This is a genomic window from Streptomyces collinus Tu 365, assembly GCF_000444875.1.
Classification (GTDB): Bacteria; Actinomycetota; Actinomycetes; order Streptomycetales; family Streptomycetaceae; genus Streptomyces; species Streptomyces collinus_A.
The window spans coordinates 4,264,801-4,281,124 of record NC_021985.1 but is presented as its reverse complement, the minus strand read 5'-3'; the positions used below and the strand labels follow the sequence as shown (position 1 = coordinate 4,281,124).

General features: G+C 72.6%; 17 protein-coding genes and 1 tRNA gene. 6 read left to right on the top strand and 12 right to left on the bottom strand.

The genetic code is table 11. The features are described from left to right. Window positions 1–7 precede the first annotated feature (7 nt). From B446_RS18660 to B446_RS18650, 3 genes are all read left to right on the top strand, one after another. Entirely contained in the window at window positions 8–1,465 is a 1,458-nt protein-coding gene (locus tag B446_RS18660) for a bifunctional glycosyltransferase family 2/GtrA family protein (RefSeq protein WP_043475953.1), read from the top strand. Beyond that, window positions 1,462–3,672 (top strand): ArnT family glycosyltransferase, encoded by a 2,211-nt coding sequence (locus tag B446_RS18655; protein WP_020940997.1) that lies wholly within the window; start codon window positions 1,462–1,464, stop codon window positions 3,670–3,672. Before B446_RS18660 ends, B446_RS18655 begins: the two co-directional genes overlap by 4 nt. A gap of 205 nt (window positions 3,673–3,877) precedes the next feature. Further along, window positions 3,878–4,633, top strand: a complete 756-nt coding sequence (locus B446_RS18650) for a TetR/AcrR family transcriptional regulator (RefSeq protein WP_020940996.1) — start codon at window positions 3,878–3,880, stop codon at window positions 4,631–4,633. Between the two features lie 7 nt (window positions 4,634–4,640). On the opposite strand, the gene B446_RS18645 is transcribed toward B446_RS18650, so the two are convergent. After that, window positions 4,641–5,111 (bottom strand): PPOX class F420-dependent oxidoreductase, encoded by a 471-nt coding sequence (locus B446_RS18645; RefSeq protein ID WP_020940995.1) that lies wholly within the window; start codon window positions 5,109–5,111, stop codon window positions 4,641–4,643. Window positions 5,112–5,344: 233 nt separating this feature from the next. Here B446_RS18645 and B446_RS18640 point away from each other — a divergent pair, with 233 nt between their 5' ends. Together B446_RS18640 and B446_RS18635 are read left to right on the top strand one after the other, a co-directional pair. Then, window positions 5,345–6,031 carry a GAF and ANTAR domain-containing protein gene (locus B446_RS18640; protein WP_234967516.1) on the top strand — a complete coding sequence of 229 codons (687 nt, stop codon included), beginning with the start codon at window positions 5,345–5,347 and terminating at the stop codon, window positions 6,029–6,031. A gap of 41 nt (window positions 6,032–6,072) precedes the next feature. Next, window positions 6,073–6,777 (top strand): GAF and ANTAR domain-containing protein, encoded by a 705-nt coding sequence (locus tag B446_RS18635; protein ID WP_020940993.1) that lies wholly within the window; start codon window positions 6,073–6,075, stop codon window positions 6,775–6,777. Here B446_RS18635 and B446_RS18630 read toward each other — a convergent pair. The 3 genes from B446_RS18630 to B446_RS18620 form a co-directional block, all read right to left on the bottom strand. After that, window positions 6,760–7,581, bottom strand: coding sequence for a YceI family protein (locus B446_RS18630; protein ID WP_020940992.1), 822 nt, complete (start codon window positions 7,579–7,581; stop codon window positions 6,760–6,762). The two genes, B446_RS18635 and B446_RS18630, sit on opposite strands and share 18 nt — an antisense overlap. Window positions 7,582–7,683: 102 nt before the next feature. Next, entirely contained in the window at window positions 7,684–10,212 is a 2,529-nt protein-coding gene (locus tag B446_RS18625; protein ID WP_106960584.1) for an MFS transporter, read from the bottom strand. 13 nt (window positions 10,213–10,225) lie between these two features. Beyond that, window positions 10,226–10,732 (bottom strand): MarR family winged helix-turn-helix transcriptional regulator, encoded by a 507-nt coding sequence (locus B446_RS18620; RefSeq protein WP_020940990.1) that lies wholly within the window; start codon window positions 10,730–10,732, stop codon window positions 10,226–10,228. 204 nt (window positions 10,733–10,936) lie between these two features. Here B446_RS18620 and B446_RS18615 point away from each other — a divergent pair, with 204 nt between their 5' ends. Continuing rightward, on the top strand, window positions 10,937–11,140 hold the full coding sequence (locus B446_RS18615; protein WP_020940989.1) for a hypothetical protein: 204 nt from the start codon (window positions 10,937–10,939) through the stop codon (window positions 11,138–11,140). 18 nt (window positions 11,141–11,158) lie between these two features. Here B446_RS18615 and B446_RS40965 read toward each other — a convergent pair whose 3' ends face one another. The 8 genes from B446_RS40965 to B446_RS18575 form a co-directional block, all read right to left on the bottom strand. Next, window positions 11,159–11,401, bottom strand: coding sequence for a hypothetical protein (locus B446_RS40965; protein ID WP_420010340.1), 243 nt, complete (start codon window positions 11,399–11,401; stop codon window positions 11,159–11,161). A gap of 606 nt (window positions 11,402–12,007) precedes the next feature. Further along, a complete protein-coding gene (locus B446_RS18605; protein ID WP_020940987.1) occupies window positions 12,008–12,922 on the bottom strand; it encodes an RNA polymerase sigma factor SigF in 915 nt (304 codons plus the stop codon). 312 nt (window positions 12,923–13,234) lie between these two features. Then, window positions 13,235–14,104, bottom strand: a complete 870-nt coding sequence (locus B446_RS18600; protein ID WP_020940986.1) for an RNA polymerase sigma factor SigF — start codon at window positions 14,102–14,104, stop codon at window positions 13,235–13,237. Window positions 14,105–14,279: 175 nt separating this feature from the next. Next, entirely contained in the window at window positions 14,280–14,573 is a 294-nt protein-coding gene (locus B446_RS18595; RefSeq protein ID WP_020940985.1) for a Dabb family protein, read from the bottom strand. Window positions 14,574–14,604: 31 nt separating this feature from the next. Continuing rightward, a complete protein-coding gene (locus B446_RS18590; RefSeq protein WP_020940984.1) occupies window positions 14,605–14,784 on the bottom strand; it encodes a hypothetical protein in 180 nt (59 codons plus the stop codon). A gap of 173 nt (window positions 14,785–14,957) precedes the next feature. Next, window positions 14,958–15,042 (bottom strand) — tRNA-Ser (locus B446_RS18585). A 57-nt stretch (window positions 15,043–15,099) separates the two neighbouring features. Further along, complete coding sequence (tadA, locus tag B446_RS18580; protein ID WP_043478571.1) at window positions 15,100–15,531, bottom strand: tRNA adenosine(34) deaminase TadA; 432 nt, start codon at window positions 15,529–15,531, stop codon at window positions 15,100–15,102. A 77-nt stretch (window positions 15,532–15,608) separates the two neighbouring features. Continuing rightward, window positions 15,609–16,151 (bottom strand): hypothetical protein, encoded by a 543-nt coding sequence (locus tag B446_RS18575; protein ID WP_020940982.1) that lies wholly within the window; start codon window positions 16,149–16,151, stop codon window positions 15,609–15,611. Between the last annotated feature and the right edge of the window lie 173 nt (window positions 16,152–16,324).

The window sequence follows — 16,324 nt, the reverse complement described above, 5'->3', positions numbered from 1 at the left end:
CGGGGGCATGCGAACCGACTCTTCTCCCGGCACCCTGCCGGCGCGGGAGCACCTCCCGGCCACAGACGCCGGAACGCCTGTCCTGGACGTAGTGGTCCCCGTCCACAACGAGGAGAAGGACCTCCGGCCGTGCGTCCGCCGCCTGCACGAGCACCTGACCCGCACCTTCCCGTACGCCTTCCGCATCACGATCGCGGACAACGCGTCCACGGACGGCACCCCGCAGGTGGCGGCGGGGCTGGCGGCGGAACTTCCCGAAGTCACCGGCTTCCGGCTGGAGCAGAAGGGCCGCGGACGCGCCCTCAGGACCGTGTGGTCCGCCTCCGAGGCGCCGGTGCTCGCGTACATGGACGTCGACCTGTCCACCGACCTCAACGCCCTGCTGCCGCTGGTGGCACCGCTGATCTCGGGCCACTCGGACCTGGCGATCGGCTCCCGGCTCGCCCGGGCCTCCCGGGTGGTGCGCGGCCCCAAGCGCGAGTTCATCAGCCGGGCCTACAACCTGATCCTGCGCGGCTCCCTGCGGGCCCGCTTCTCCGACGCGCAGTGCGGCTTCAAGGCGATCCGCCGTGACGTCGCCCAGGTGCTGCTGCCCCTGGTGGAGGACACCGGCTGGTTCTTCGACACCGAGCTGCTGGTGCTCGCCGAGCGGGCCGGGCTCAGGATCCACGAGGTGCCGGTGGACTGGGTCGACGACCCGGACTCCACCGTGCACCTCGTGCGCACGGCCGCCGACGACCTCAAGGGCGTGTGGCGCGTCGGCAGGGCCCTGGCCACCGGTTCGCTGCCGCTGGACCGGCTCACCCGGCCGTTCGGCGACGACCCCCGCGACCGCGACATCCAGGACGTGCCCAGGGGACTGGCCCGCCAGCTCGTCGGGTTCTGCGTGGTCGGCGGCCTCTCCACGCTGTTCTACCTGCTCCTCTACAGCGGCTTCCGGCAGTTCGCCGGCCCGCAGACGGCCAACGCGCTCGCCCTGCTGGTCTCGGCCGTCGCCAACACGGCCGCCAACCGCAGGCTGACCTTCGGGGTGCGCGGCCGGGGTGGCGCGGTCCGCCACCAGGCGCAGGGCCTGGTGGTCTTCGCCATCGGGCTCGCCCTGACCAGCGGCTCGCTGGCCGCCCTGAACGCGGCCGGCGGCAGCCCGGCGCACTCCACCGAACTGGCGGTGCTCATCGCCGCCAACCTCGCGGCGACCGTGCTGCGCTTCCTGCTCTTCCGCGCCTGGGTCTTCCCGGACCGCGGTGCGGAGCTGGGCGCCGCGTCGACGGCCGCCCCGCACGCCCCGGCCGCGCCCGCGGGCACGCCGGCCGTGCCGTACCGGCCGGTCCCGCACCAGCCGTACACCTCGTACCGGACCACCCAGATCCGCGCCGGCGAGGCCGCGGACCCCGGCTGGAGGGACGCCACCGTGCGGCTCCAGCCGGTGCACCCTCACGACACCGACCCGGGGGATCTTCGATGACCACCGACCACGACCGGACCGGGGCACACGGCGCACCCGCCGCCTGGGGCCCGCCGACCACGGCTCCCGCCGAGGCCCCCGGGCCCGGCGCGCCCCGGCAGGGTCTGCCGGGCAGGCTGTGGCGCGGCCGGCCCGAGGACCCGCGCTGGGCCCGCCCGGCCTTCCTCGGCCTGCTGCTCCTCACCCTCGGCACCTACCTCTGCGGCCTGAGCGCCTCGGGCTGGGCGAACTCCTTCTACTCGGCGGCCGTCCAGGCGGGCAGCACGTCCTGGAAGGCGTTCTTCTTCGGCTCGCTCGACGGGGGCAACGCCATCACCGTCGACAAGCCCTCGGCCTTCATGTGGCCGATGGAGCTGTCGGTCAGGGTCTTCGGCCTGAACTCGTGGGCGATCCTCACGCCCCAGGTCCTCATGGGCGTCGGCACGGTGGCGGTCGTGTACGCGGCCGTACGGCGCCGGTTCAGCCCTGTCGCCGGTCTGGTCGCGGGCGCGGTGCTGGCGCTCACGCCGGTCGCGGCGCTCATGTTCCGCTTCAACAACCCGGACGCCCTGCTGGCCCTGCTGATGTCGCTGGCCTGCTACTTCGTCGTACGGGCCGTGGAGGACGGCCGGACCCGGTGGCTGGTGGGGGCGGGGGTCGCGATCGGCTTCGCGTTCCTCGCCAAGACGCTCCAGGCGTTCCTGATCCTGCCGCCGCTGGCGGTCGTGTACGCCGTCTGCGGTCCGGTGCGGCTGCGCAGGCGGCTGGCGCAGCTCGGCCTCGCGACCGTCGCGCTCGTCGTGGCCGGCGGCTGGTGGGTCGCGGTCGTCGAGCTGTGGCCGGCCTCCTCGCGCCCCTATGTCGGCGGTTCGCAGAACAACAGCTTCCTGGAGCTGACCTTCGGCTACAACGGCCTCGGCCGGATCAGCGGTGACGAGACGGGCAGCGTCGGCGGCGGCGGTGGCGGCAACGGCGCCGGGCGCTGGGGCTCCACCGGCTGGGACCGGATGTTCGGCTCCGAGATCGGCAGCCAGATCTCGTGGCTGATCCCGGCCGCGCTGATCCTGCTGGCCGCGGGCCTGTGGGCGACCCGCCGGGCCCGGCGTGCGTCCGTCACGCGCGCCTCGTTCCTGGTGTGGGGCGGCTCGCTGCTGATCACCATGGTGGTCTTCAGCTACATGGCGGGCATCTTCCACCAGTACTACACGGTGGCCCTCGCGCCCTACGTCGCGGCCGTCACCGGCATGGGCGCCGGGCTGCTGTGGGAGAAGCGCGCGAGGACCTGGGCGTCGATCACCCTCGCGGGCGCCGTGGTGGCCGCGGCCGCCTGGGGCTACGTGCTGCTGAACCGCACCCCCGGCTATCTGCCCTGGCTGAAGTGGCTGGTCCTGGTCGGCGGGCTGGTGGCCGCGCTCGGTCTGGTCTTCGCCGGCCGGCTCACCCGGCGGCTCGCGCTCGGCGCGGCGGCGGTGGGCCTGCTGGCCGCGCTGGCCGGCCCGACGGCGTACACGCTCAGCACGGTGAACTCCGCGCACACCGGCTCCATCCCGACGGCCGGCCCGGCGGGCGCGAGCACGATGGGCTTCGGCGGTCCGGGCGGTCCGGGCGGCCGGACGGGCGACGGCGCACGCGGCGGCTTCGGCGGCGGCATGCCGGGCCAGGGACAAGGCCGGGGTCAGGGACAAGGACAAGGACAGGGCTTCCCGGGCGGCGGCATGCCGGGGCAGAACGGCGGCGCCCAGGGCCAGAACCAGCCGGGCCAACCGGGCCGGCAGAACGGGAACGGCTTCCCGGGCGGCGGCTTCCCCGGCGGCGGCACGGTGGGCGAGGGCGGCCGGGCGCGCGGTGGCGGTGCAGGCGGCCTGCTGGACGGCGCGCACGTCGGCTCCGCGGCCAGGAAGCTGCTGGAGACGGACGCGGGTGACTACACCTGGGTCGCGGCCTCCATCGGCTCGCAGAACGCGGCGAGTTACCAGCTCGCCACCGGCTCCCCGGTGATGGCGATCGGCGGCTTCAACGGCACCGACCCGTCCCCGACCCTGGCCCGGTTCAAGAAGTACGTGGCGCAAGGGAGGATCCATTACTTCATCGCCGGCGGCGGTATGGGTGGCGGTAGGGGAGGCAGCGGTTCGGGCTCGGAGATCAGCTCCTGGGTGCAGAGCAACTTCAGGAAGGTGACGGCCGGTTCGGCGACCTTCTACGACCTCACCCGGAAGGCGGGCGGCTGACGCGCGGCCGAGCACCGGCCCGCGAGCGGCACGGACGGGGTAGGCGGTGGCCGGAAGGCCACCGCCCTCCCCGTGTCCGGAGCCGGGCGGGGTAGGCGCGCGGCCCATGGGGTATGTGGTGGATCGCGCAGTTCGCCGCGCTTCCGGGACGGCCCGCGCGCCTGGCGTCCCCGGGACGGGGCCGGAGTTCGAGAGGGGTGCGTCGGTGGCGAAGGCTGGTGCTGGGGCGGCGCGGGAGAGCGTCTGGCTGGAGCGGAGGGAGCGGCGCGGCGGGCGCAGCGCGCAGCCCTCGGGGCTCGACCGGGAGCGGATCACCGCCGAGAGCGTGCGGCTGCTGGACGCCGGCGGGCTGGCGGGGTTCTCCATGCGGCGGCTGGCCGCCGCGCTGAACGTCACCGCGATGTCCCTGTACTGGTACGTGGACACCAAGGACGACCTGCTCGAACTCGCCCTGGACGCGGCCTACGGCGAGCTGCGGCCGCCCGGGGAGCGGGACGGCGCCGACTGGCGGGCCGAACTGCGGGAGCTGGCCACCGGGTACCGGGAACTGCTGGTCCGTCATCCCTGGCTGTCGCCGCTGGCCGGCCGGTACCTGAACATCGGCCCCCACGCGCTCGCGTTCTCCCGCGGCGTGCAGCGCGTGGTCCGCCGGGCCGGGCTGCCCGCACCACGGGTGACCGGCGCCATCTCCGCCGTCTTCCAGTTCGTCTACGGCTACGGCACGCTGGAGGGCCAGTTCCTGTCCCGCGTCGCCGACTCGGGTCTGACCCCGGACGACTACTACCAGCGGGCCATGGACGCCGCCCGGCGGCACCCGGGGGCCGCGGACCACCTCCAGGAGTCCCAGGAGATCAGGGACGCCCGCGGCGGTGACACGGTCGCGGAGATGATGGACCGCGACTTCGCCTTCGCCCTCGACCTGCTGGTGGCCGGCATCGAGGCGATGGTCGCCCGCGGCTGACCCGGCTCTACCCGTCGCCGGCCAGCCGGGCCGGGAAGCCGCCGGTCGCCACCGGTCCCCAGCGTTCCGGGGTCACCCGGATGATCGACTTTCCCTGCTTGACCATGGCCGCGCGGTACTCGTCCCAGTCCGGGTGCTCACCGGCGATGTTCCGGAAGTACTCGACCAGCGGCTCCACCGAGTCGGGGCTGTCGACCACCTCGGCCGTGCCGTCGATCTGGACCCAGGGGCCGTTCCAGTCGTCGCTCAGGACGATGAGGGTGACCCGGGGGTCGCGCTTGGCGTTGCGGGTCTTCGCGCGCTCCGGGTAGGTGGAGACCACGATCCGGCCCGAGTCGTCGACCCCGCAGGTCAGCGGGGAGCCCTGCGGGCCGCCGTCGGCACGGCGGGTGAGCAGGATCGCGTGGTGGCGGGGGCGTACGAAGTCCAGCAGTTCGTCCAGGGACACACGGATGTTCGTCGCGATGTTGGGTGCCATGGGCGCAGCCTAGATCGCACCGGGCCCGCTCAGCCTGACCCTGCTGGGCACACGCTCGGGATGTCGGCGTGACGCGGGGCCGCGGGCGGGGCCGGTGGTCCGGCGCCGGTCGGGCATCACCTCACCGCAATGGGGCAGCTAAAATAATCAGCTGTCGTGTGCTCGCAGTCGGGAATGTGCTGCGGAGCTCTCCTGAGCATGGCCGCAGGGCCGTGTCATCCGAGAGGTTCGTGGTGGCTTCGTCTGACATTTCCGATCTCGAGCGCTTTTCGGACGGCCTGGAGCTGGCCGAAGCGCTCACGGTGGCGGCTCGTCAGCTGCACGAGACCACCACTCCGCAGGCCACGCTCAGCGCCGCCGTCCGGCTGGCCGTGCATCTGCTGCCCGGCGCCGAGCACGCCGGTGTCAGCGAACTGGAGCGGGGCGAGAACCTGCGCACGGTCGCCTGGACCGACGAGGTGGTGCGGGACGCGGAGAACCCGGGGCTGCCGCACTGGGAGAAGCTGTGGACCTCGCCCGTGGTGCGGGTCGCGGACGGCAACGGCACGCCCGGCCAGGGCGCGCTGTCCGGGCACGGGCTGCGCTCGGTGCTGTCCATGCGGCTGCGCTCGGACAAGCGCCGGCTCACCGCCCTGACGGCCTACTCCCGTGATCCGCACGCCTTCGACGAGACCGCCACCCGGCTCGGCCGCCTCCTCACCACCCATGTCAGCCTCGCCCTGAACTCGGTGACGGTCCGGGAGCAGCTCACCGAGGCCATGCACACCCGGGACCTCATCGGCCAGGCCACCGGCATCCTCATGGAGCGGCTCGACATCGACGCGGCGGCCGCCTTCGAGAGCCTGGTCCGCGCCTCCCAGCGGGAGAACACCAAGCTCCGCGACCTGGCCCGGCGCATCGTCCGGTCGGCCGACGGATAGCCCGTCTGCATCGGCGGCCGCTGCCGGGATACCCGTAGGGCATGAGACCCGACACGTCGGAGGCCCTGGAACAGGTCATGGCGCGCGGCGGCGGACTGGACACGCTGCTGCGCGACCTGACCGACCGCGCGGTGGGCGAGATGCCCGGCGCCGCCGCGTGCAGCATCACGGTGAGCCGGTCCGACCGGCTGCTGACGCTCGCCGGGAGCGGGACGCTGATCGGCGGCCTCGACCAGCGGCAGTACGAGAACGGCTCGGGCCCGTGCGTCGACGCGGCAGAGACCCGCGAGGAGCAGTACGCGCCCGACCTGGCCGAGGAGACGCGCTGGCCGCAGTACACGGCGTACGCCCTGTCCACCGGGGTGCGCTGTGTGCTGGCGCTGCCGCTGGACGTCGAGGGCGAGGCGGGCGCCGCGCTCAACCTGTACGGCACCGTGCCGGGCGCGCTCGGCGCGGACCGGGCGCCGGCCCGCGACCTGGCGGCCCGGGTCGGCGGCGCGGTGGACACCGCGCTGCGCGTCGAGCGCGAGCGCTCCTCCGCCGCCGACATACGGCTCGCGCTGCTCTCCCGCAGCGTGATCGACCAGGCCGTCGGCATCGTCATGGCGCGGGAGCGGCTGGACGCCGAGGCGGCGATGCGCCGCCTCGTGCGGGCCTCCCAGGACCGCAACGTCAAACTGCGTGACCTGTGCGCCCGTCTGGTGGCCCGGGCCGCGGGCCGGGCGCCGTCAGGCGGCGGGCAGTGACTCGCCCTGGACGGCCTGCACGTCCAGCTCGATCCTGAGCGTCGTGCCGATGGCGGCGATACCCGCCTGGAGGACCTGGTTGTAGTTCATCGCGAAGTCCTCGCGGTGCAGTTCGGTGGTGGCGCGGAAGGCGGCGCGGGTGCCGCCCCACGGGTCGGCGCCGGTGCCGAGGTAGGCCAGGTCGAGGTCGACCGGGCGCACCACCCCGTGCATGGCCAGTTCGCCGTGGACCGTCCAGCGGTCCGGGCCCGCCTGGGCCAGGCCGGTGGAGCGGTAGGTGATCTCCGGGTGCCGCTCGACGTCGAGGAAGTCGCCGGAGCGCAGGTGCGTGTCGCGCATGCCGTTGCCGGTGTCGACGGAGGCCGCCCGGATGACCGCCTCCACCCGGGACTTGGTGATGTCGTCGGGGGCGATCTCGATGGTGCCCCCGAACTCCGTGAACCGGCCGTGCACGCTGGAGATCCCCAGGTGCTGGGCGACGGCGGCGACCGAGGAGTGCGCCGGGTCGATGGTCCAGGGGCCGGGCGGCGGCAGTTCGGCGCCGCCCTGCCGGGCCAGCGTCACCGTCCCGACCTCGGCCCGTCCACTGGCGGTGACGATCGCGCTGGAGGCGGCGGGCGCGTACCCGACGGCGGTCACGATCACGGTGTACGCCCCCGGTGCCAGCTCGGTGCCGTCCCGTACGGCGCCCTCGGGGTCCGCCTCGGCGCGCAGCACCTGCGTACCGGTCATGTCGGTCACCGTGACGACCGCGTGCGACACGGCCCATCCGTCCCGGGTGCGGATCCTCGCGGTCAGTCCCATCCCGTTTTCTCCCTGGAAAGCCATACAAATCGGTCGAATGAAACCGGCCCGTGGCGCGCGCCGCACCTCAGGAGCGGCACGCGCCACGGGCCGTGGGTCGAACTACTCGCCGGGGTGGGCGAGTGCGATGTCGTGGTCGTCGGCACCGGCGCCGGCGACGGTCAGCGCGGTGGCCACCGGGGGGTAGCCGGTCGCGATGACGGTGTACTCGCCGGTGTCCAGGTCGGTGAAGGCGTACGCCCCGTCCGTCCCGGTGGTGGCCGTGCCGACCACGTTGCCCGCCTGGTCCACCAGGGTCACGCGGGCGTCGGCCAGCGGACCGTGCGGGGCCCGGACGACACCCTGCAGCCGGGCGCCGGCGTCCAGGTCGACCTCGATCCGGGTGATCCCGGTGGTGGCGACCTCGACCGGCAGCGCGCGCGGCCGGAAGCCGCTCGCGTTGACGGCGACGGTCACCGTGCCCGGCACCAGCTCGGTGAAGGCGAACTCGCCGTGCTCGCCGCTGGCGGCGGTGGCCAGCAGGTCACCGCGCACATCGGTGACGATCACCATGGCGTCCTTGACCGGCAGCGCGCTGCCGGCCGCCCGGACCACACCGGTCAGACCGCTGGTGCCGCTGAGCAGGATGTCGTACGCCAGCGGCTCCTCGCCCACCACGACCGTGGAGGCCTGCGGCTGGTAGCCGTCGGCGGAGGCGATCAGCACGTACGAGCCGGTGCCCGGCGCGTCCACCGCGTAGGAGCCGTCGGCCTGGGCGACCGCGCGGCCGAGCTGGCGGCCGGCCAGCGAGATCAGGGTGACCGCGGCCTGCGGGACCGGGGCGCTCTCGGCGCCGCGGACGAAGCCGTGGACCGGGGTGCCGGTGGCGCCGGACCCGGCGGCCGAGGCGACGGCGGTCAGTTGCTGCGTGGCGGTGGCCGTGGCGGCCGCGGGAGCCGTGGCCGCGGGCGCGGTCTCGGCGGCGACGGCGACCTGGACCGGGACCTGCTGCGCCTCGGCGACGGCCGGGGCGGCGGCCGGGTCGGTCACCGGGGCCTCGCCCTCGGCGGCCTGGGCGAGACCGCCCTTGGTCCGCAGCGGGACCTCCTTGATGAACAGCGTGATCAGGAACGCGACGGCGGCGAGGACGGCCGCGATCAGGAAGACGTCGGCGATGCCGTGGCCGTAGGCGCTCTCCAGCAGCGTCCGGATCGGCTTGGGCAGCGTGTTCATGTCCGGGATGCTGTCGGTGGAGCCGGAGCCGGCCATCGCGGCCTGGTACTTCGGGCTCAGCGCGGAGATGCCGTCCTGGACGTAGTGCGTGATCCGGCGGGACATCACCGCACCCAGCGCCGAGACGCCGACCGCACCGCCGAGGGAGCGGAAGAAGGTGACCGTGGAGCTGGCCGAGCCGAGGTCGGAGGGCGCCACCTGGTTCTGCGTGGCGAGGACCAGGTTCTGCATCATCATGCCGATGCCGAGACCCAGCAGGGCCATGAAGACGGCCATCTTCCAGTAGTCCGTGTCGTACCGGATGCCGCCGAGCAGCGCCAGGCCGGCCGTCACCAGGACGCCACCGCTGACCAGCCACGCCTTCCAGCGGCCGGTGCGGGTGATGAACTGACCCGAGACGGTCGAGGAGATGAACAGGCCGCCGATCATCGGGATGGTCAGGACGCCGGACATCGTCGGGGACTTGTCGCGGGCGAGCTGGAAGTACTGGCTGAAGAAGACGGTGCCGGTGAACATCGCGACACCGACGAACAGCGAGGCCAGCGACGCGAGCGTGATGGTGCGGTTGCGGAACAGGCGCAGCGGGATGATCGGCTCGCTGGCCTTCGACTCGACGAGCACGAAGAGCGCGCCGAGCAGGATCGAGCCGCCGACCATGGTGTACGTCTGCCAGGACACCCAGTCGTACTTGTCACCGGCGAAGGTGACCCAGATGAGGAGCAGGGAGACGGCGGCGGAGATGAGGGTCGCGCCGCCCCAGTCGACCTTGACCTCGCGCTTGACCACGGGCAGGTGCAGGGTCTTCTGCAGCACGATCAGGGCGATGACCGCGAAGGGGACACCGACGTAGAAGCACCAGCGCCAGCCCAGCCAGGAGGTGTCGGTGATGACACCGCCGAGCAGCGGGCCGCCGACGGTGGCGACGGCGAAGGTGGCACCCAGGTAGCCGGAGTACCGGCCGCGCTCACGCGGGGAGATCATCGCCGCCATGACGATCTGCGCCAGGGCGGACAGACCGCCGACGCCGATGCCCTGCACCACGCGGCAGGCGATCAGCATGCCGGGGTTCTGCGACAGGCCGGCCGCCATCGAGGCGACCACGTAGATGATCAGGGCTATCTGGACGAGCGCCTTCTTGCTGTACAGGTCGGCGAGCTTGCCCCACAGGGGAGTGGCCGCGGTCATCGACAGCAGGGCGGCGGTGACCACCCAGGTGTAGGCGGACTGACCGCCGCCGAGGTCACCGATGATGTGCGGCAGGGCGTTGGAGACGATCGTGGACGACAGGATCGCCACGAACATGCCGAGCAGCAGCCCGGACAGGGCCTCCATGATCTGCCGGTGCGTCATCGGGGCCTGGCCTGCGCCTCCCCCGTGCTTGGCGTGAGCCCGCACACCGGCTGGTGTGGTCGTTGCCATGGGCTTCCTTCTCTTACGTGCTTGCGGGTGTACGGGTGGTCTCTTCGAACACGGGGGCGGCCGTGGCGGACGCGTGCCGCGGCGGGGCGGACCGGCAGTCGCCGAAGCTGTCGCGCAGCCGGGTCATGAGCCGGATGAGCTGGCCGACCTCGTCGTCGGTCCAGTCGCTCAGCCGCTCGGCCAGCAGGTGCGTGGTCCGCAGGGACAGCTCGTCGAGCTGCTCGAGCCCCGCGGGCGTCAGACGCAGGATGCGCGAGCGCTTGTCCGCGGGGTCCGGGTGCCGCTCTATCCAGCCGCGCGCGGCGACGTGCGCGACGTGCCGGCTGGTGACCGACATGTCCACGGAGAGCAGCTCGGCGAGCTTGCTCATGCGCATGTCGCCGTGGCGGCCCAGCAGGGTCAGCACGGCGGCCGAGCCGGTCGGGCAGTCGGGCGGCAGGATGCGCCCCATGTCCCGTTTCACGGCTCCGACGGCACTGAGCTGACGCGCCAGCTCTTCGTACTGCGCCCGCTCGGCCATCACACCTCCCGTATTCGTTGCTTAGGGCAACCATAAGTCGGTTGGTTGCTGCAGGCAAATAAGGGCGGGCAGCCAGGCGCAAAAACTTGGCAAAGGCAAGTATTGCGAACGTAAACAGGCAGGTGGGCGCGGGCGGGGTGCCCCTGTCTGTCCCGGTGGCCCCGCACTTGGGCCGGACCCCGTGATTCGCTAGTGTCTCGGGCCATGGCTAACACCCAGGGCCCCCAGGGCAACTACGACCCCGCCGGCAGCACCCAGATGTTCCGCGCGTTCGTCGACGAGGCTCCCCAGGGCCGGCAGCAGCAGGCGGCGGCCGCCTCCTCCTCGGGCCCCCGCGTCGGTCTGATCATCGGCGTCGTCGTGGCGATCGCCGTCGTGGTGGGAGTCGCCGCGCTGGCGTTCATGTAAGGCCCCGCGGCCCTGCTCCTACTCCCACCGGACGGAGACGTCGCGCGTCTCGACGTGCATGCCGAGCGGCACACGCCAGGCGTCGACGCACACCGTCCAGGTGTGGTCCGTGCGCGCACCCGGGCCGATCGGCACCGGGAGCGCGGCGGTCGACTCCACCGTCGCCCAGTCGACGCCGAGCGCGCCGATGACGTGCGTCCCGAACGTCACCGTGCCCGAACGCACGGGCGTGCCGCCCGAGTTGTGGAAGGGCACGGTCACCTTCTCGCACCAGCGCCGGTCCGTGCCCGCGCGCTCGGCGGTACCCCAGGTGAGGGCCGCGGGCGCGGGTGACGCCGTACCGGAGGTCGTCGGGCCCGGCGCCGGGCGGCTCGGAGCGGTCGTACCCCGGCCGGACGCGCTCGGCTCGGCCGTCGCCGGTCCGGCGTGCCCGGGACCGGACGGACCGGACGGGCCCGCCGTTCCGGGACTGCCTGTCCGGCCCGGCGGAGCGGCCGCGCCGGCCGGCGGAGCCGAAGAGGCGGCCGGCCGCGTTCCGCCTTGCGGTGCCCTCCCGGCGGAGCCGGTGCCGTCGTCCGGGCCGGTGCCGTCGTCCGGGCCGTCCAGTGGCACCATCCGCACGGCGCCCGTTGGCGCCGTCGCCGTGTCCGGCTGCCGGGGCACCCCGCCCACCGCCGTGTACCCGCCGCCGCCCGTCCCGGCCCCGCAGGCGGCCAGCGCCGCGCCCAGACACACGACGGCCGCCGACGCTGCCGTAACGGCGCCTCGGCGGCCATGTGTCCATGTCGTCGTACGAAGCATCCCGGTACGAAGCATCGGGCCATGGTGGCTGACGCTCCGTCAGTTGGGAAGGCTCGGTCGCAGATCTCAGTCGGAGATGAGTCCGTCGCGCAGCTGGGCCAGGGTCCGGGTCAGCAGCCGGGAGACGTGCATCTGGGAGATGCCGACCTCCTCGCCGATCTGTGACTGGGTCATGTTGGCGAAGAAGCGCAGCATGATGATCCGGCGCTCCCGGGGCGGCAGCTTGGCCAGCAGCGGCTTGAGGGACTCGCGGTACTCCACGCCCTCCAGCGCACTGTCCTCGTAGCCGAGCCGGTCGGCCAGGGAGCCCTCGCCGCCGTCGTCCTCGGGCGCCGGGGAGTCCAGCGAGGAGGCGGTGTAGGCGTTGCCGACCGCGAGGCCGTCGACCACGTCCTCCTCGGAGACGCCGAGCACCGCCGCCAGCTCCGCCACCGTCGGGGAGCGGTCCAGCTTCTGGGAGAGCTCGTCGCTGGCCTTGGTGAGGGCCAGGCGGAGCTCCTGGAGCCGGCGCGGCACGCGCACCGACCACGAGGTGTCGCGGAAGAAGCGCTTGATCTCGCCCACGACCGTCGGCATCGCGAACGTCGGGAACTCCACGCCCCGTTCGCAGTCGAAGCGGTCGATCGCCTTGATCAGGCCGATCGTGCCGACCTGGACGATGTCCTCCATGGGCTCGTTGCGCGAGCGGAAGCGGGCCGCCGCGTAGCGCACGAGGGGGAGGTTGAGTTCGATCAGAGTGTCCCGGACGTAGGCGCGCTCGGGGCTGTTCTCGTCGAGTGCGGCGAGCCGCAGGAACAGGGAGCGGGACAGGGTGCGGGTGTCGAGGTCCGCCGGTGCCGGAACGGCCTCGGCGGGGACGGGCGGCGCCGGCACGGCTTGGAGGGCCGTGACGTCAACGAGCACGTCGAGAGCGTCGAGCTCCTTGGGCGCTGCCTCGCTCGTGGGCGTGAGCACCTTCGAGCTGCCCTGGTCTGCGGACATGCCACCCCCTTTGGGTCGCGGGACGGTCGCGGCGGCGATGCCATTCGAGCAACGCAGCCTTCACCTGAATACCGGAGCCGGAGGTCCGGCAAACGCGCTTCCGGAAGAATGTCACATGTCGGCAACACGCTGTAGTGACATGTCGACACGTCAGATGCGAATCGGCCCTGTAAAGACGGGGTCTGACGGTATTTCGGGGCACAACTGTCGGGAACCGCCCTGGTGAGCGATTCGCTCGTGCCGGTTACCGGTCGATACTGCTTTCGATCCGGGGTGATCTGGTGTGTTCCGGACCGTGCACCCGTGCGCCGGTCATGCCTCGATCCGATTCGCCGACCGCAGCCGCTGGAAGCTACGCGCGAGTAGCCGCGAGACGTGCATCTGGGACACACCCAGTTCCGCGCTGATCTGGGACTGGGTGAGATTGCTGTAGTAGCGCAGAAGGAGAATTCTCTGTTCGCGTTCGGGGAGTTGGACCAGGAGGTGGCGGACCAGGTCGCGGTGCTCCACGCCGTCCAGGGCCGGGTCCTCGTAGCCGATGCGGTCCAGCAGTCCCGGCATCCCGTCGCCCTCCTGCGCGGCCTCCAGGGAGGTCGCGTGGTACGAGCGGCCCGCCTCGATGCAGGAGAGCACCTCCTCCTCGCTGATCCGCAGCCGCTCGGCGATCTCGGCGGTCGACGGTGAGCGGCCGAAGGCCGTGGTGAGGTCCTCGGTGGCGCTGTTCACCTGGACCCACAGCTCGTGCAGCCGGCGCGGCACGTGGACCGTGCGGACGTTGTCCCGGAAGTACCGCTTGATCTCCCCGACGACGGTCGGCATCGCGAAGGTGGGGAACTGCACGCCCCGCTCGGGGTCGAACCGGTCGATGGCGTTGATCAGGCCGATGGTGCCGACCTGGATCACGTCCTCCATGGGCTCGTTGCGGGAGCGGAAGCGGGCGGCCGCGTAGCGCACGAGCGGAAGGTTGGCCTCGATGAGCGCCCCCCGCACGCGGTTGTGCTCCGGCGTGCCCGGCTGCAGGTCCTTCAGCTCGGCGAAGAGCACCTGGGTCAGCGCGCGGGTGTCGGCACCGCGGCGCTTCTCGGGGGCGACGGGGGTGGCGGGGGCGCCGGGAGCGCCGGGGGCGGAGGCGGGTGCGGGCGCCTCCTCCTGGGGCGGCGCAGTACTGGCCGACACGGTCAACGCCACCTCTTCATCGGTCAATCATCCGTCAAAAGCGGTCATAGCATCACAAGACATGTGCACTGTGTGCAAGCACCCGATAACCCCGTGTTGTGGCCCCGCGGCGCCAAGTTGGGCCCCCGGACACGCGAAAGCCCCCCGCCTTTCCGGGCGGGGGGCTGCGGGGCAACAGGCCCTAGAACTCGTAGTCGGCGATCACCCACGTGGCGAACTCCCGCCACAGGGCGACGCCCGCCTGGTGGTCCGGGTGCTCCAGGTAGCGCTTGAGGGCGTCCGTGTCCTCGACCGCCGAGTTGATCGCGAAGTCGTAGGCGATCGGCCGGTCGCTGATGTTCCAGGCGCACTCCCAGAAGCGCAGCTCCTCGATCCGGCCGCCGAGCGCCCGGAAGGCCTCCACACCCGCGACGACCCGCGGATCGTCGCGTTCGACGCCGTCGTTGAGCCTGAAGAGGACCAGGTGGCGGATCATGGGGTGTACCTCGGCTTCCTCGGCGGCTCTCTCAGTTCTTCGCCCCGTCGGCGAGCCAGGTCATGAAGTCGCCTATGGCCTTGGCCGCGTCCGAGATGCCCTCGAAGGCTATCTGGACGTAGTCGGCCGCCTTGGCCGGGTCCGTGATGATCACGTACAGCGCGAAGACCACGAGCACGTACACGGCGATCTTCTTGGCGTTCACCGCCACCGCGGCCTCCCCTGTGCCTGTGCCCCGTGGGCTCTGTTGCCGGCGGCGAGTGTAACCGCCGCACCCCCCGAAGGGACCAACGGCCCGCCCGCCGGGGTCTCTTGCCGCGGTACCCACCGGGTGACGCGGGGCATGCACGAAGGGCCCCGTCTCACGACGGGGCCCTTCTGAAGCGGTAGCGGAGGGATTTGAACCCTCGGTGACTTGCGCCACACTCGCTTTCGAGGCGAGCTCCTTCGGCCGCTCGGACACGCTACCGAGGGAGACCCTACAGCAAGGTGGGGCATGCGCTGAAATCGGTTGGGCGGGCCCCGGTCAGCGGTCCCGGAAGAACGCGGTGAGGAGCCCGGCGCACTCCTCGGCCAGGACGCCCTCGACGACCTCGGGCCGGTGGTTGAGCCGGCGGTCCCGTACGACGTCCCACAGGGAGCCGGCCGCCCCCGCCTTGTCGTCACGGGCGCCGTAGACCACCCGGTCCACGCGGGACTGCACGAGCGCGCCCGCGCACATCGTGCACGGTTCGAGCGTGACGACCAGCGTGCAGCCGGTCAGCCGCCACTGGCCGAGCGCGGCGGCGGCCCGCCGGATCGCGAGCACCTCCGCGTGGGCCGTGGGGTCGCCGGTGGCCTCGCGTTCGTTGTGCCCGGCGCCGAGCACCGTCGTGCCGTCCGGGGACAGCATGACGGCGCCGACGGGGACGTCCCCGCCCCGTACGGCCAGCTCCGCCTGGTCCAGGGCGAGCCGCATCGCGGCCCGCCAGGGGTCGCGCACCGGGTCGGCCGCCCGCCGCGCGTCCCGGGGGTTCTCGGGCTGTCCGGGCGTGATCAGCGGACGGTCTCCAGCACCTCCGAGGCGCCCAGGGCCTCGGCGATCTCGGCCAGCGCATCGTTCGGGTCGAGGGCGCGCAGCTCCTTCTCGCCGACACCCAGGTCGTCGAGGATGCCTCCGTCGCCCACCGGGCCGTGCGGCACGGCGCCCGCGGCGGTGGGCTCCTCCTCCACTTCGTCGGACTCCTCCTCGGACTCGCCGTCCTCGGTGCCGTCGAGGTCGAGGGCGTCCAGGTCCGGCCCGTCGTCCGCGCCGGGCTCCCGGCCGAGCAGCTCGTCCGTGAGCAGCAGCTCCCCGTAGGCGCTGCGGGCGGCGGCGGCCGCGTCCGAGACGAAGATGCGAGGGTCCTCCTCGCCGTCGACCCGGACGAGACCGAACCAGGCGTCCTCCTGCTCGATCAGGACGAACACCGTGTCCTCGTCGGGAGAGGCTTCCCGGGCCAGGTCGGCCAGATCGGACAGGGTCTCCACATCGTCGAGCTCTGTGTCGCTCGCTTCCCACCCGTCTTCGGTGCGCGCGAGCAGTGCGGCGAAGTACACCGTGACTCTCCCACTGGTCGTAGGCGTGCCGGTTGGGGGTCCCCCCGGCGGAGGTTCTGGGCGGGGAGAGCTGTGCTCCGAGCCCCGCCCACTCGGAATCGTGGCAGAAACAAGGCGTTCAGGGGACGTCTTCGGCTCCCTGTGTCCGGCTCTTTTGATCGTGCGCCCGCATC